The organism is Kiloniella spongiae (genome assembly GCF_001026905.1).
Taxonomy (GTDB): Bacteria; Pseudomonadota; Alphaproteobacteria; order Kiloniellales; family Kiloniellaceae; genus Kiloniella; species Kiloniella spongiae.
Genome location: NZ_LAQL01000007.1, coordinates 90,669 through 105,432 on the forward strand (window position 1 = coordinate 90,669; position 14,764 = coordinate 105,432).

Genomic DNA, 14,764 nt, shown 5'->3' on the forward strand with positions numbered 1-14,764 from the left:
TCCCCTAAAACGCCTGAAAATGAGGTTGGCATGTCTTCTCAACGCTGGGCAATTCTGTTCTTGATAGTTGCACAACTTCTTTGGGCGGGGAACTTTGTTGTTGGTCGGGCCGTTTCAACAGAAATAGCGCCTCTGACACTTTCTTTCTGGCGCTGGACGCTTGCGCTTGCTTGCCTTCTCCCCTTTACAGTTGCTTCGTTAAAAAAAGATTGGCATCTGTTCCAACCGGTTATTGGGAAGATGATTATCCTGGGACTGTTGAGTGTTGCCAGCTTTAATACGCTTCTTTATTTTGGGCTGCAAACAACGGCCGCAACCAATGCTGCGCTGTTTAATTCGATGATTCCGGTTATCATTATTGGACTGTCATTTGTGTTTTTTGGTGACAGAATCCGGTCAATACAGGCTGTTGGAATCGTGATCTCTTTTTGTGGTGTGTTGACACTTCTCGTTCGAGGACATCCTGAAAACCTGTTGAACCTCACTTTGAATAAGGGGGATCTGTTCGTTCTTGGGGCTGTGTTGAGTTGGTCCTTGTATTCTTTGCTGCTCCGGTGGAAGCCGACGGGTGCATCACCGTTCTCGTTCATTTTGTTAAATGTACTTATTGGTGAAGCGGCTCTTGCGATGCTCTACTTACCCGGCTGGATAGAATCTACCCCATTGGAAATGACAACAGATAACCTGTTGGCAGTCTTTTATGCGGGCGTACCGGTCTCTATTGTTGCCTTCATTTGCTGGAACGAAGGGGTTAAACATGTGGGAGCCAGTTTGGCCGGGCAATTTATTCATCTCTTGCCTGTTTTTGCCGCAACGCTAGCTATTTTATTACTTGGGGAAAAACCGGAGATATATCACGCTGTTGGGGCTGTATTAATCGGGTTTGGAGTTTGGTTGTCGGTTCGAAAAAAACGTAAACCTGTGGTGGTTTCTTCCCAATAGTTGGTCAGACGACCGATACAAATCTGATAATCAAAGGGTATCAAAGATAAAGAGGTTATATGAGGCTGCTATCCAAACTGTTTACAGACATTGGGAATAGGGCCTCTCTGATTTTGGCGCTGAGTTTGCCTCTTTGTGCCTACCTGCCTTCCGCTGTTAGTAAGATGTTGTTGCCTTATATGACGCTTATCATCATTGGTCTTATCTCTTTGGCTATGATCAGGGTCGATTTAACACGCGTCATTGGCCATTTAAATAACCCGATTTCTTTGTCGCTTGCTCTACTAATTTTAATGCTTGTTTTTCCTTTGGGTGTGAATTGGATCGCGCTGTATTTTTCCCTTTCAGCTCCAATCCATATCGCGTTGGTTCTGATGGCTTGTGCACCGCCTTTGGGGGCTGCACCAAATCTTGCGTATATTTTGAAGCTTGATGGTGAATTGGTGTTCAATATCACCTTGGCAGGAACTGCAATTATTCCGCTAACAGCACCTTGGATTATCGGCATTACGCTAGGGGATCAGATGTTTTTTGATCAATGGGCACTTTTTCAAAAATTACTGATCACCGTGGGAAGTTCTTTTCTGATTGCGATTATCGTTCGAAAGGTCTTAGGGCGAGAGTGGATTAAAAAAAGTGGTACGCAGCTGGATGGCATAAGCACTGTTATAATGGTGCTGTTTGTGGCAACGGCAATGGCTGGTGTATCTGAAATTATAGAGAGAGATCCTTTGTATATGCTCTTTCTATTAAGTATTGCTGTTGCATCTAATTTTGGTGCCCAATTTCTATTTTCGATCATCGGGATTTTGGTTCGACGTGTTTGTCGCCCGTTTAATTCAATCAAGGATGTGAAAAGAGAGAGCGTCTTGTCTTTTGCGATGATTGCGGGCAACAGAAATTTAGGACTTGTTGCGGCAGCTATCCCGATCACTTTTCTAGAGGAAATACTTCCTTTTTTAGCTCTTTATCAAGTGCCAATCTATTTAACACCTATGGTGGGTGGCGTGTTGTATGGATATCTCTTGAGAAGAAAATAGTGGTTGAGAAGGCACTAATGATTGTCTGAACGTTATTCTTTTAACGAGTACGATTCGTAAGGGAATTAAAAAAAACGTTCAATATAATTTTATTTAATACATTGATAAATATTGAGTATTTTAATTTTAATTATTTATGACAATCAAGTTGTTCTCTTTTTGTTCTCTTTAGTGTATTTTTTGATTATGGAACAGATCACAGAGAAAACATCCGAAAATCAGGAAGGACTTGCAAAGGGCATTCTTCATCCCGATGCCCGTCGCGGACGTGGGGCAGTAACAAACCGGATGGGACGATTTGAATCATACCAGCGTGAGCGAACAGATGATGGTTGGGGTAGTCTGGACGAAGGTGAAAGATTGCAAACAGAGATCTCTCCTGACCCAAGTCGCTCTGTGATTTCAAAAAACAAATCTCCGGATATACCTTTTGAGCTATCTTTCAACCCATATAAAGGATGTGAGCATGGTTGTATCTATTGCTTTGCAAGACCGACGCATGCTTATCTAGGCCATTCACCGGGCGTTGATTTTGAACGCCTGATTTACGTAAAAGATGCCGCTGCCGAGTTGTTAGGTAAAGAGCTATCCAAAAAATCATACAAGTGTCAGGCCATTGCATTTGGTGCCAATACGGATCCCTATCAACCCATTGAACGCGAGCAAAAAATTACCCGACAAGCTCTGGAGGTTTGCGAAGCTTTTAATCAACCCGTTGGTATCATCACCAAAGGGTATCTGGTGATGCGGGATGCCGATATCCTACAGCGGATGGCACAGAAGAATCTGGTATCTGTAGCTATATCAGTAACAACCCTGGATCGTAAGTTGGCACGGGCGATGGAACCCAGAGCGAGTACTCCGTCTAAGCGTCTTGATGCTGTCCGGCAGCTGACGGAACTAGGCGTACCCGTATCTGTTTTAATGGCACCGATTATTCCAGCGTTAAATGACCACGAAATTGAACGGGTTCTCGGGCTTTCTGCGCGTGCCGGCGCAGTTTCCTGTAGCTATGTTTTACTACGGTTACCAGGTGAGATCAGGGACCTGTGGGTTGAGTGGCTGTGTCTGCATTATCCAAACCGGGCTAATCGTGTCATGGGAATATTGAAATCAATGCGGGGCGGGCGTGACTATGATGCGCGATGGGGAAAACGTATGCGAGGTGAAGGTGTTTTTGCGCAATTGATTGCCGATCGTTTTGCTTTGGCCCGTAAACGCTATGGATTGAACAAAAGATCCCTGCGGTATCTTGATGTCAGCCAGTTTACAGTTCCGCCTGATTTAAAGAAAACCGAATGCAAGAAGAGAACTCTTTCTTCTGATCAATTGGACCTGTTTGGCTGATGCTTCTTCAGAGCAACTTAATCCTGAGCACGCAAATAATACATGATATCAAGAGAAGGAGGAGGAACATCGGTCTGGCTTAAAAGGCAGTGCACTTGACCACGGTGATGCGTTTGGTGATTAAAAGCGTGTCGAAGAAGGGCGCTCATGGGGTCGCAGTGAGTATTGCCGGCAACATTGGTATAGGTAAGGTTATCATCCAGTGTGGTTTGAGCAATGTTTTGAGCATATTTGATAATGCGTAAATCTTCCGCCTCACGTGCTGTTTGTAAGCTGGCAAAGTCTTGATAGAGGATGTCGGATAAAGATAAGCTTTCTGGAGAGGCCTCGAAACGACCAAACCAAATCTTGTCACCAACAAGGATGTGGTTCAGCGTGTTATGGATTGATCCGAAAAAACTGGGGCGTTGCGCTTTGTAATCTGCTTCTGACAGTTTTGAGCAGCTTTTGTAAAGCGTTTGATTTGCCCAATGATTATATTCGGCGAGTTGTGCAAGTTCGTTAGGCGTCATGTGCTGAGGATCCCAATTTTTGACATAATGTTGAGCTATGTAGTGTGTGGTTAAATCGTTATCTTTTCAATATTATATTATCGTAATTTATTCATCTAAAAGGTTTTTTTGTGACTGACAGCATAAACAAAGATCATTTTGAAATACGTCTTGTCGAAAAACAGGAAATTCAATTTTTATGCGATCTAGCTGCGGGAGAAGGCTGGAATCCAGGTTTGAGAGATATTGAGTGTTTTTATCAGGCGGATAAAAGCGGCTTTTTTATCGGGCTATTAAACGGTGAGCCCATCGCGTGTATCTCTGCTGTTAAATATGGCGAAGATTATGGGTTTGTTGGGTTTTATATTGTCAGGGAACCCTGGCGTGGAAAAGGTTTTGGGCTTGCTATATGGGACTATGCGTTGGATAGCCTGAGTGGCAGAGTCATTGGCTTGGATGGTGTTGTTGATCAACAGGATAATTACATTCGTTCAGGCTTTAAGCTTGCACACCGTAATATTCGCTTTGAAGGAACGGCAAAGGCCGAAGGAAATAAAGCTAAAAGCCTTGTTGACGTGAAATCCTTGCCTTTTGAACAGATCGCCGCTTTTGATGCAGGCTGTTTCTTCGAAGAGCGTAAGAATTTTTTAAAGGCTTGGTTCGGAGAAGAAGGTCATGTTGGATTTGCCAAAATCAATGGCAAGGAAATAAAAGGTTACGGCCTCATCCGACCCTATTGTGATGGTTATAAAACGGGCCCTTTATTTGCTGCTGATCCAACTGTGGCGAATGATATTTTCAATGCCTTATGCACCGAAGTTGAAGGCAGTAACATCATTCTGGATGTACCAGAAAATAACACGAATGGGCTATTGCTGGCAGAACATTACGGGCTTGAACAAAGCTTTGAAACGGCCAGAATGTATAAGGGGGGTAATATTGATCTGCCGTTGGAGAAAATTTACGGGATCACCTCGTTTGAGCTAGGATAGTGATTCTGTAAGATAATACTGGGTAAGATGTGCTGCGACGTTGTGAAGCGTCACTTTGTTATCGTATGAAGCGTAATTAAAGGCTATTTATCATTCCATAACAAATCGGCCCGTTCTTTTTGAGCAGGATGTCGAAAAACAATGTGGAATTTAACATGCACGATACAGCAGAGAAAATTTATCCCAAACTGTCTTCTATGAAGACAGGTACCCGTGGGAAATGCCCTAGGTGCGGTGAGGGGAAAATCTTTGACGGATTTTTGACTGTTGCCAAAGGATGCAATGTTTGCGATCTTGACTATTCCTTTGCTGATCCTGCTGACGGTCCTGCTTTTTTTATTCAGATGCTGTTTTGTATTCCTGTTGTTGTCTTTGCCCTTTGGTTCGAGGTCAAGTTTGAGCCTGCAATTTGGGCGCATCTCTTAACAACAATGCCCTTGCTACTGTTAACCTGTATTCTTCCTTTGCGTCCCTTGAAAGGATGGTTGATTGCAAGCCAGTTCTTCTTCAAGGCCGAAGAAGGTCGGTTGGTTGTCGAGGGCGACGAAAAGTAAAACTCAATTCAAGATGTTTTAAAGTTGATCACAAAAGCTCTTAATCTAAGCTTCAAGTTCTCGGTTAAGAACCAAAGATGTTTTCAATTCGCTTACGACAGTATTGGCAGAAAGTCTGTTGCGCACATCATTGAGGGCTTCGGGGGTTTCTGCCATGACCTCGACCAGGAGGTCTGGTTCGCCAGCCAGGGAATAACACCGGATTACTTCCGGAAAACTGGATATTTCGGTGATTAAATCTTTTGCAGGTGTATGTGTCAGGTTCAAAAACAGGAAAGCCCGGAAACCACGGGTTGATGCATTTTTTAGCTCTACTCTGTATCCAGTAATGATTTGATCGTCTTCGAGACGTTGCAGACGGTGGCGAACAGTTGATCTGGCAATATTGGTTTGTGTCGCAATACCTTTGATAGTTTCGCGCGCGTTGTTACGCAATACCTGTAAAATCTGGCGATCAGTTTTATCTAAATCACGCATCAAAATGCCAATATCTTCTGCCAATTGCAAATACCGGGCAGAGAATATCAGGCACCTGTCATAAAAACAATCAAACGCGCATAATGGCGAAAGATGTGGGCGTTTATTTTTTTTATACTGCTTTCAAATAATTAACTGCAGTACAGGGTGCATGATATGTCTGTTGATAAACTCCATGTTTATACTGAAAGTGAAGCCGAAGCTCTTTTTCAGGAGTTTTATGGTATTGCAGCAAAGGCTTACAGCTTGCCAAGTGAGAGGGATCAGAACTTTCGAATGGATGCTGTGGAGGATAAGAGCTTTGTTCTTAAGCTCTATGCACCAGAGACAGATCTATGCTGGTTGGACGCACAGGATCAGTTGCTAATTGAACTGGCAAGTCAGGATGCTGGTCTACCGTTACCGAGAATAATTGAAAACAGAAAAAAAACGACAACCCATAAGATCACGGATTGCGACGGACAGGTTAGATTCATCCGCGCATTGACCTGGTTGAATGGAGAAGTTTGGAATAAAGTAGCACAGTCGCAGGATTTGGATTTCTCTCAAATTGGGGCATTGATGGCGCGTATGGATCTGGCGTTAAAATCTTTTATGCATGCCGGGGCCGACAGAACCTTTTTGTGGGATATTGCTCAAGCATCGGCACACACGGCTTTTATTGACTTGATTGAGGATGTCGCCATACGCGATGTCGTAGCATCTATTCTGGATAAATTTTCAAAAGAAACGGCGAGTGCTTTGAGCCGATTGCCACGGCAAATCATTCACAACGATGCAAATGACTACAACATTCTCGTGGATAAACGGGGCGAGATTAGTGGTCTTATTGATTTTGGTGATTTCATTCAAAGCCATCGGATATGCGAAGTCGCTGTTGCTTGTGCCTATGCCATGTTGGCCCAGAAGGATCCCGTCGGACGGATTTGCGATGTTGTGTCGGGGTATCACAGGGTAAATCCGCTTCAGGAAGAAGAGCTTGCCATTCTTTATGATTTGATCAGAGTGCGTCTAGCTGAATCATCCTGTATGGCAGCCCAGCAATATTCAGCCAATCCGGAAAACGAATATTTGTTGATCAGCCAGAAAGACATCCGGGATCTTCTGCTCAAGATGGAGCAAATCAATTCACAGGTTGTTCATTATCGTTTGCGTGACGTCTGTGGTTACGAGGCCTGTGCCGGATCACGGAAGCTGGAACAGTGGCTTTTGACCAATGCCGATAAAATCGGACCAATTTGCCAGCACAATCTTTCGCCTGAAAATGTACTGGTTCTCGACCTCTCTCCCCTGTCAGTAAACGACGAGGGGATCCCCCGCAGTGCTGAAGAAGCCACTGATGTTATCTTTGCTATGATGAAGGAAGCGGATACTGCCGTTGGGATTGGCAGCTATCTGGAAGATCGTGATGTGTATAAAGGGGACTTTTTTGAGACAGTAGATCCGGACGAAAAACGCACCGTTCATCTGGGTATTGATCTCTTCCTTCCTGCCTATGAGCCGCTCTATGCGCCGTTAGATGGTATTGTCCGTGTGCATAATGATAACACGCGGGATTATGACTATGGCCCGGTTGTGATTCTAGAGCACCAGACAGATGAGGGTCAGGTATTCTACACAAAATACGGTCACCTGAGCCGGACATCTTTGGAGCTTTGGGAGGATGGCAAGGCCTTTAAGAAGGGAGATGTAATCGGCTATCTCGGCCCCTATCCTGAAAACGGAAACTGGGCCCCCCATGTTCATTTCCAGCTTTTGCTAGATCTGATGGGAATGGAAAACGATGTCTGCGGTGTGGCTGCGCGCAGCGAAATCAATGTCTGGTCATCTGTTTGCCCAAGTCCAAATCTCATTCTCGGTATGAAAAGCAAATGTCAGGGAGATGTGTCGAGAAGCCCTAAAAGCATCCGTGAAGAACGCGCCAGGCATTTAAGTCCGAACCTGAGTTTGTCTTACGCGGAGCCTCTTAAAATTGTTCGCGGTGAAGGACAGTATCTCTATACTGAGCAGGGTGAAGAGTATTTGGATATGGTGAATAATGTTTGCCATGTAGGGCATTGTCACCCTCGTGTTGTTGCTGCGGCCACCGGGCAAATGCCTGTTCTCAATACAAATACGCGCTATATGCACGACAATATTGTCAACTATGCGCGTGAACTGTTAGCAACCTTTCCGGACTCTCTTGAAGTTTGCTTTTTTACGAACTCTGGCAGTGAGGCCAATGACCTCGCGCTGCGCCTGTCGCAGAACTATACGGGGCAGAAGGATATGCTGATTGTTGATCACGCATACCATGGAAACCTGACGTCTCTCATTGACCTCAGCCCTTATAAGTTCAATCGCAAAGGGGGCAAGGGCTGCCCGGATCATGTGAAAATCTGTCCGATGCCTGATGGATATCGTGGTTCGGTAAAATGGGATGATCCTGATTGTGGCGAGAAATACGCTGATATGGCAATTGAACAGCTAGAGGCATTACAAAAACAGGGGCGGAAACCTGCTGCCTTTATTGCAGAATCTTTGCTGGGGTGTGGTGGGCAGATTGTTCTGCCAGATGGGTATCTGAAACGTGTTTATGGGGCCGTACGAAGTGCGGGTGGACTTTGTATTGCGGATGAAGTTCAAGTTGGTTTTGGCCGCATCGGAAGCCATATGTGGGGCTTTGAGCTTCAGGATGTGGTGCCGGATATTGTTACCCTTGGAAAGCCGATCGGAAATGGTCATCCCCTGGGGGCTGTTATTACAACCCGGGCGGTTGCGGATGCTTTTTTCAATGGTATGGAATATTTTAATACTTTTGGCGGAAACCCGGTTTCCTGTGCAATCGGGCGGGAAGTGTTACAGGTAATCCGGGATGAACGTTTGCAACATAACGCTGGAAAAGTCGGGCAACATATTCTGGACGGCCTGACAGAAATGATGGATCTCTATCCGCTCATCGGTGAAGTTCGCGGGCGGGGACTCTTTATCGGGGCTGAACTGGTGTATGATCGGGACACCTTGGAACCAGCAACGGCTGAGGCCAGCAAAGTTGTTAATTTTATGAAAGAAAGAAATATTCTACTTTCAACGGATGGTCCCTTGGACAATGTCGTGAAGATCAAACCGCCGGTTTGCTTTACGATGGAAAACGCAGATCAATTCCTGAAAGAGTTTGATGACTGTATGGCTGTGATTAGTCAGGCCTGATCCATCTTAAGAGATGTTATGTGTTAACCCAAAGGAGCTTGAGCGGTTTCAAGTTCTTTTGGGTTTTCGTTTGCGCATTCAGTAGTATAGTGAGTGCTTAATCACAATTGGAATTGAGTTGATTAAGTTATGCGTGATGGCACGGCGACAAAAAACAAAATCAATCGAGTGGCGATGGAGCTCTTTGCCGAACAGGGGGTGACGGAAACCACGACCAAAGATATTGCATCCGGAGCGGGCATTGCCGAAGGTACAATATATCGCCATTACAAAAGCAAAGATGAATTGGTGAAAAAACTCTTCCTGTCGCTCTATGAAGAGCAGGGGAATTATTTACGCGACATTGCTGCGAGTGAAAAAGATCCCAAGCAGAAAATTGCCGACATGATTGCTCGGTTTTGCCAGCTGTTTGCAGAGGACAAGGCGCTGTTTACCTTCTTACTTTTGACGCAGCATGGACAGCTGAAAGAAGTTCCGGATGACATGGTAACCCCCGTCGTTGTCTTGCGAGATATGATTGCCCAAGGACAAGGCATTGGAATAATAAAGCAGGGTGATCCTGATCTGATGGCGGCGATGGTTTTGGGTGTTGTTGTTCAACCCGCTGTCTTTCATGTCTATGGGCGCCTAACACAAGACTATAAAAGTTTTACGCAGGATCTGACAGAAGCTGCGTGGGGTGTTCTTGGTCTTACTTGATAAGTACGTGTAATTTTCAGGTTTGCTACTGTATCTTCTGTTTTCGAGGCCATTTGGTGAAGACAATCAGGTTTCCGCCCAGAGCCAGTATAACGCCCAGAACTGCTGTCTCTGTCCAGACATAGCCTTCAAAAATGGTTGAGAGTGACAGGGCGACAATTGGGAACAAAACAGTGGAATAGGCCGCTTTTTCCGCACCGATCTTGCCAATAAGCTTAAGGTACATGGCGAAACCGATTACAGTCCCCGGGATGGCGAGATAAAAAAGAGCTCCCAGATATTTGTAAGAATTTTCTACGTCAAATGAGTAGCCTTGAAACAGACACCAAAGCCCAAGAGTTACACTGCCATAAACCAAAGCATAGGAGTTCGAGACAAGGACGTTACGTCCCGCCTTTTGCTGATGTTGCGAGACCAGATTGCCAAGAGAGAAGCAATAGGTTCCGGCAATGGATAAAAACAAACCCAGTAGGCCGGAATTGGACCAAGCACCCTGTTGCCAACTTCCCGGTTGAATATCATTCCAGAAGAGAGCGCAAACACCCAAAACGCCCAGGCTCGAACCAGCAAGGGATTTTATCGTTGGCGGTTTTTGTTGAAAAACAAAGGCGTTGATCATATTGAAGATGCTTGCCAGCGAAAAAACAACGGCGATCAGGCCACTTGGTAGAAATTTTGCAGCGTTATAAAAGAAAATAAAATTCAGGCAAAAGAGGCACCAGCCCTGTAGAACAAACCATTTATGCTGTTTGAGAGGAACCCAAGTGAGTTTCCTTAAGGCAAGCATAAAGAGGATTTGTACTAACGCTGCCAAAGAGAACCGATAAAAGGCTGAAACTTCGACCTGTATTGTTCCGATCTGGAAAGCAATTGCTAGCCAAGTGGTTCCCCAAATGAGGACTGTTCCCAGATACAGCAGTATGCTCACCAAACCATCCAGACAATTTACTGTTCGACATATGTTCAAGTCATAGAACGGAGAACTTGGGATGTATATCAGCTTTCTCTGCTTTTTTCACATTCTTGCGGTTAAGTGAAAACTGAACCCTTCTCAAAAGGAAATAAGGTGATTAAATTGAAGGAAACTTGTTTCGGCGAAAGTCATGCGACCAGAAGAGCTTTATGTATATAAAACCCTGAAAAAAGTGGGGGCGCAATCCAGTCAGACTCTTGATGTTGGATCGGGGCTCTCTTTGTCTGCATGGCACAATGACGGCGGTTATGCGGTATATGAGAAAGCAAGTCATCACACGCTGAGTTATTATCTGCAGGGTGGCAAGGGGACGCGACGCCATAATGGAGAACGCTCACTGGGGAAGGGACATCCGGGTGCTGTTTGCATCATGCCTGCGGGTGTTCGTTCTGAATGGAGCATTGAGGCCCCTTTCAAGTTTATGCATCTCTATTTTGATCAGGCAGAGTTCGACCATATTGCTTTGGAAAGCTATGGTATTGATCCTAATCTGGTTGAGCTGGAAGATGTGGCCTTTCAAAGTGATCCTGTTATTGAACAGTTGTTTCGCCAGGTTATTCTGCCTTTGGATTGGCAGAACCCAGCTGATAGAATGAGCCTGTCTCATGCTGGACAGCTTTTGGTACAGCATCTCTTTCGCCACTATAGTAATAAAAATGCCGAACCGACGTTTGTCCGGGGCGGATTGTCTCCCTTTGTGATAAAAAGAGTTAAGGACTATATTGAAGAGGCTTTGGATCAGGGATTGGTCATTGAAGATCTGGCTGCAGTTGCTGAGTTGAGCCCTTTTCACTTTACGCGCATGTTTCAACTGACAATGGGGGTTAGCCCACATCAGTATGTTTTGTTGCGCCGTGTGGAACGAGCCAAGGATTTACTAGGCGATACTCATAATACGTTGAGTGCAATTGCGCTTCAATGTGGCTTTAGCAGCCAAAGCCATCTGACAACACGCTTCCGTCGAGCTACGGGCTTAACGCCGAGTAAATTCCGACAGCTATCTTAAGAATTTTATCTGCCTTAAAATTTTATCTGGCCTTGTTAATCTCTCTGGGTTCAAAGCCCGTCTCATGTTATGGCATATTTAGTCGATAACATTCTTGTCTAAAGGGGGAAGTAAGATGGCTTTGCCGGAAGATCAAAACAAATCTTTTCATGTCGTTGCTGTCGTTGGGAGTTTACGAAAAGATTCTTATAATCGTGCCTTGCTGAAGGAAGCGATCAGGGCTGCACCGGAAGGTGTGACCATCGACGTTTTTGATCAACTAGCAGATATGCCATTTTTCAACCAGGACCAGGAAGACATTGAAACACCTGCTGCGGCGTTGGCTTTTAAAGAGGCTATTCGCAAAGCGGATGGGATGCTTGTTGTCACCCCCGAATATAATAGTGGTTTACCCGCGGTTTTGAAAAATGCCATTGATTGGGCTTCTCGAGGGACACCGTCTGTTTTCAAAAACCTTGCCGTGGGTATTATGGGGACCAGTCCGGGGGCTTTGGGCACATCAAAAGTGCAGCAGCAATTAAAGCAAAGTCTTTCAGGGCTGGGGGCCTACCCTTTGGCGGCACCAGATTTTGTCTTGCCGTTATATAAAAGTCAATTTGATGATGAGATGAAATTGAATGACCCCAAAACGGTGACACGGATAACAAAATATCTGGATCGTTTGCGGGAACTCGGACTCTGCCTCAATGCCATCCGACCTAAATTATAGAGGTATAAGGTGGTGTTGTATTTCTGAAACATAAAACATAACCAAGAGGTTTACAGTGCCTGTAGCTAGTTTGGGGATGAGTGATGCAATTGCAATGCAGCTCAGAAGTGACATTCTCCGGGGTGAGATCGTTGGCGGGGACCGTTTACGTCAGGATCATATTGCTGCGCGATTTGGTGCAAGCCATGTCCCTGTACGTGAGGCGTTACAGAAGCTCGGTGCAGAAGGTTTGGTGCTTTTCCAACCGCGTCGAGGAGCAATGGTTACACCACTAACGCAGGAAGATGCTCAGGAAATTACGGACATGCGGGTTGAACTGGAATGTTTGGCTCTTAAAAAAGCAATGACTCTTTTCAAAATAACTGATCATGAAGAGGCACGAGAGGCTATTGCAAGAGGTAACACATCAGAGGATCTTGATCAGCTAATGTCAGCGAACTGGGATTTTCACCGGTCAATTTATGCCGGAGAGCAACAACCCAGATTAATGAATTCCCTTAATGAGTTGTGGTTGCATAATGAGCGTTATCAGCGATTGGTGTTCGAAACAATGCCCTACAAATTAAAATCTCAGCAAGAACATGTAGATATTTTGACGGCGGTTGAGTCTGATAAGTGTGATGACGCGGTTGACTTACTTGTGAAACATATCTGTGAGGGCGGAGCGATGATGACACAAATCTTAAGAGATCGGCTGGCTTGAATTTCCTTGCCGCGAATAGTTTTTTCTCGACTGGAAAGTTTATAATTCGGATGTTAAATCTAGAGGCGCAATATAAATAGCCATGCATAATATTGCCATAATATTGGTGCATTTCGTTTAAACATACTCTTACCTCCCACAAAAAGGTTCTCTCGTGTCGTTTCAAAATTATTGCCAGACTGTTGTGAAAAACTTTGAAGCTCTCAGTGCTTTGGGGGATGTCATGGATGAGGCTGCTGATATTTGGGTGCAGGCACTTAAGCGTGGTAATAAAATCATCTTCTGTGGTAATGGAGGCTCGGCTTCAGATTCACAACATCTGGCCGCTGAGTTGGTAGGACGTTACATTATCGAACGTGATTCTCTTCCCTCTATCGCCTTAACCGTAGATACCTCTGCTTTGACGGCGATTGCAAATGACTATGGATATGAACAGGTCTTTGCACGTCAACTAAGTGGATTGGGTAGAGAGGGCGATGTTTTTGTTGGCATTACGACAAGCGGTAACAGTGGGAATATTGTTGCCGCCGTTGATGTGGCAAAAAAGATGGGGATAACAGTGATGGGCTTTACCGGGCAAGGTGGCGGCAAACTTGCCGAGCTTTGTGATCTCTGTATCAAAGTACCATCGGATACAACAAACCATATTCAGGAAATGCATATTGCTGTTGGGCATTATATCTGCGGTGTGACGGAAATTAGATTGCGTGACGAGAAATAAACAACATGCTTTGTGTTGTTAGCTGTAACTCTTCCAGAGTAATTCTCTTTAATTCCAGGATTATACTAAGGTTCTTAAGGTGCTCTATTTTTGAGAATAAGCATATATACTGCTTTTTGACCTACTCAGATTAAAAAACAAAAACTTCACGACATGAACAGCGGCAAGCTTTGAGCGTCTTTAATCGAATTAACTTCCTGGATTTGGTAATTCGAACTGGATAGCTGTTTTGAGAGTGTGACTTCTCCTTCGCGAGAACCGTGCCCGGTTAAAACATGCAAGCCTCCTGCAAGCCCTGCTTTTTTTCCTGCTTCAAGATCTGAGGCTCGATCACCGACAATCCATGATTGTTCCATGTTGATGGACAACATGTTTTTTGCCCGCATCAGCATACCGTTATTGGGCTTTCTTGCTTCGTGATTTGGGTGTCCGCCCCAAGTTGTTTGGCCCTTTTGGTGAAAGGGACAGGCATAGACCGCGTTTACATAGGCGCCTTGGCTTTCTAGTTCTTTGTGCATTTTGTTTTGGACGAGCAGAAAATCCTGCCAACCAAAATAACCATAGGCAATTCCAGCTTGATTGGTGACGACAACCACGGGGATATTTCGCTTGTTTGCTGCTTGAATCGTCTCGGCAGCACCAGGGATGAGTTCTACATCATCCGGATTTTGAAGATAGTTCACTTCTTTAACGATAACGCCATCACGATCCAGAAATAGAGCAGGAGTATTGTCTGACACCGTTCGGCCTCTGATGTCCCTTTTCTCACACCAGATGCCATCTTCCTGAATATGAGGCAGCGTTGTGTAAGGAAAATTGGGATCATTAAAAAGGATGTTCATGTCTCTCATTTTATCCGGGAATCTGAAGAAGAATATATACCCTGAGTATCTTGCAGAGGACAAATTCTCAAGTTCATAA

At 44.9% G+C, this 14,764-nt stretch carries 15 protein-coding genes; 11 read left to right on the forward strand and 4 right to left on the reverse strand.

Annotated features, from left to right (window positions below):
* The first annotated feature begins 30 nt into the window (after positions 1-30).
* The 3 genes from WH96_RS11745 (at position 31) to WH96_RS11755 (ending at position 3,329) form a co-directional block, all read left to right on the forward strand.
* The gene (locus WH96_RS11745; protein ID WP_047764377.1) at positions 31-942 is read left to right on the forward strand and encodes a DMT family transporter; all 912 of its coding nucleotides are present in this window, start codon (positions 31-33) and stop codon (positions 940-942) included.
* A gap of 59 nt (positions 943-1,001) precedes the next feature.
* Complete coding sequence (locus tag WH96_RS11750) at positions 1,002-1,982, forward strand: hypothetical protein (RefSeq protein WP_047764378.1); 981 nt, start codon at positions 1,002-1,004, stop codon at positions 1,980-1,982.
* A gap of 186 nt (positions 1,983-2,168) precedes the next feature.
* Positions 2,169-3,329 carry a PA0069 family radical SAM protein gene (locus WH96_RS11755; RefSeq protein ID WP_047764549.1) on the forward strand — a complete coding sequence of 387 codons (1,161 nt, stop codon included), beginning with the start codon at positions 2,169-2,171 and terminating at the stop codon, positions 3,327-3,329.
* Positions 3,330-3,346: 17 nt separating this feature from the next.
* On the opposite strand, the gene WH96_RS11760 is transcribed toward WH96_RS11755, so the two are convergent.
* Complete coding sequence (locus WH96_RS11760) at positions 3,347-3,841, reverse strand: DinB family protein (protein ID WP_047764379.1); 495 nt, start codon at positions 3,839-3,841, stop codon at positions 3,347-3,349.
* A 110-nt stretch (positions 3,842-3,951) separates the two neighbouring features.
* Here WH96_RS11760 and WH96_RS11765 point away from each other — a divergent pair, with 110 nt between their 5' ends.
* Positions 3,952-4,812 (forward strand): GNAT family N-acetyltransferase, encoded by an 861-nt coding sequence (locus WH96_RS11765; protein WP_053005868.1) that lies wholly within the window; start codon positions 3,952-3,954, stop codon positions 4,810-4,812.
* A gap of 155 nt (positions 4,813-4,967) precedes the next feature.
* Entirely contained in the window at positions 4,968-5,366 is a 399-nt protein-coding gene (locus tag WH96_RS11770) for a DUF983 domain-containing protein (RefSeq protein ID WP_047764380.1), read from the forward strand.
* A gap of 45 nt (positions 5,367-5,411) precedes the next feature.
* On the opposite strand, the gene WH96_RS11775 is transcribed toward WH96_RS11770, so the two are convergent.
* Positions 5,412-5,867: an Lrp/AsnC family transcriptional regulator gene (locus WH96_RS11775; protein ID WP_047764381.1), complete on the reverse strand. Its 456-nt coding sequence runs from the start codon at positions 5,865-5,867 to the stop codon at positions 5,412-5,414.
* A 132-nt stretch (positions 5,868-5,999) separates the two neighbouring features.
* On the opposite strand from WH96_RS11775, the gene WH96_RS11780 reads away from it, so the two are divergent.
* Entirely contained in the window at positions 6,000-9,032 is a 3,033-nt protein-coding gene (locus WH96_RS11780; RefSeq protein WP_047764382.1) for an aminotransferase class III-fold pyridoxal phosphate-dependent enzyme, read from the forward strand.
* A gap of 129 nt (positions 9,033-9,161) precedes the next feature.
* A complete protein-coding gene (locus WH96_RS11785; protein WP_047764383.1) occupies positions 9,162-9,731 on the forward strand; it encodes a TetR/AcrR family transcriptional regulator in 570 nt (189 codons plus the stop codon).
* A 25-nt stretch (positions 9,732-9,756) separates the two neighbouring features.
* Here the strand turns inward: WH96_RS11785 and WH96_RS11790 are convergent, their stop codons facing one another.
* Positions 9,757-10,659, reverse strand: coding sequence for a DMT family transporter (locus tag WH96_RS11790; RefSeq protein ID WP_047764384.1), 903 nt, complete (start codon positions 10,657-10,659; stop codon positions 9,757-9,759).
* 175 nt (positions 10,660-10,834) lie between these two features.
* On the opposite strand from WH96_RS11790, the gene WH96_RS11795 reads away from it, so the two are divergent.
* The 4 genes from WH96_RS11795 (at position 10,835) to WH96_RS11810 (ending at position 13,843) form a co-directional block, all read left to right on the forward strand.
* Complete coding sequence (locus WH96_RS11795) at positions 10,835-11,710, forward strand: AraC family transcriptional regulator (protein ID WP_053005869.1); 876 nt, start codon at positions 10,835-10,837, stop codon at positions 11,708-11,710.
* A 115-nt stretch (positions 11,711-11,825) separates the two neighbouring features.
* Entirely contained in the window at positions 11,826-12,419 is a 594-nt protein-coding gene (locus WH96_RS11800) for an NADPH-dependent FMN reductase (protein ID WP_047764385.1), read from the forward strand.
* 55 nt (positions 12,420-12,474) lie between these two features.
* Positions 12,475-13,122: a GntR family transcriptional regulator gene (locus tag WH96_RS11805; protein WP_156176789.1), complete on the forward strand. Its 648-nt coding sequence runs from the start codon at positions 12,475-12,477 to the stop codon at positions 13,120-13,122.
* Between the two features lie 154 nt (positions 13,123-13,276).
* Positions 13,277-13,843, forward strand: coding sequence for a D-sedoheptulose-7-phosphate isomerase (locus WH96_RS11810; protein ID WP_053005870.1), 567 nt, complete (start codon positions 13,277-13,279; stop codon positions 13,841-13,843).
* 146 nt (positions 13,844-13,989) lie between these two features.
* Here the strand turns inward: WH96_RS11810 and WH96_RS11815 are convergent, their stop codons facing one another.
* A complete protein-coding gene (locus WH96_RS11815; protein ID WP_162200151.1) occupies positions 13,990-14,685 on the reverse strand; it encodes a D-glycero-alpha-D-manno-heptose-1,7-bisphosphate 7-phosphatase in 696 nt (231 codons plus the stop codon).
* Positions 14,686-14,764: the final 79 nt, after the last annotated feature.

Excerpts from the sequence above, each read along its gene's own strand:
- WH96_RS11745 (WP_047764377.1), top strand. The coding sequence starts at position 31 with ATGTCTTCTCAACGCTGGGCAATTCTGTTCTTGATAGTTGCACAACTT.
- WH96_RS11750 (WP_047764378.1), top strand. The coding sequence starts at position 1,002 with ATGAGGCTGCTATCCAAACTGTTTACAGACATTGGGAATAGGGCCTCT.
- WH96_RS11755 (WP_047764549.1), top strand. The coding sequence starts at position 2,169 with ATGGAACAGATCACAGAGAAAACATCCGAAAATCAGGAAGGACTTGCA.
- WH96_RS11760 (WP_047764379.1), bottom strand. The coding sequence starts at position 3,841 with ATGACGCCTAACGAACTTGCACAACTCGCCGAATATAATCATTGGGCA.
- WH96_RS11770 (WP_047764380.1), top strand. The coding sequence starts at position 4,968 with ATGCACGATACAGCAGAGAAAATTTATCCCAAACTGTCTTCTATGAAG.
- WH96_RS11780 (WP_047764382.1), top strand. The coding sequence starts at position 6,000 with ATGTCTGTTGATAAACTCCATGTTTATACTGAAAGTGAAGCCGAAGCT.
- WH96_RS11785 (WP_047764383.1), top strand. The coding sequence starts at position 9,162 with ATGCGTGATGGCACGGCGACAAAAAACAAAATCAATCGAGTGGCGATG.
- WH96_RS11795 (WP_053005869.1), top strand. The coding sequence starts at position 10,835 with ATGCGACCAGAAGAGCTTTATGTATATAAAACCCTGAAAAAAGTGGGG.
- WH96_RS11800 (WP_047764385.1), top strand. The coding sequence starts at position 11,826 with ATGGCTTTGCCGGAAGATCAAAACAAATCTTTTCATGTCGTTGCTGTC.
- WH96_RS11815 (WP_162200151.1), bottom strand. The coding sequence starts at position 14,685 with ATGAACATCCTTTTTAATGATCCCAATTTTCCTTACACAACGCTGCCT.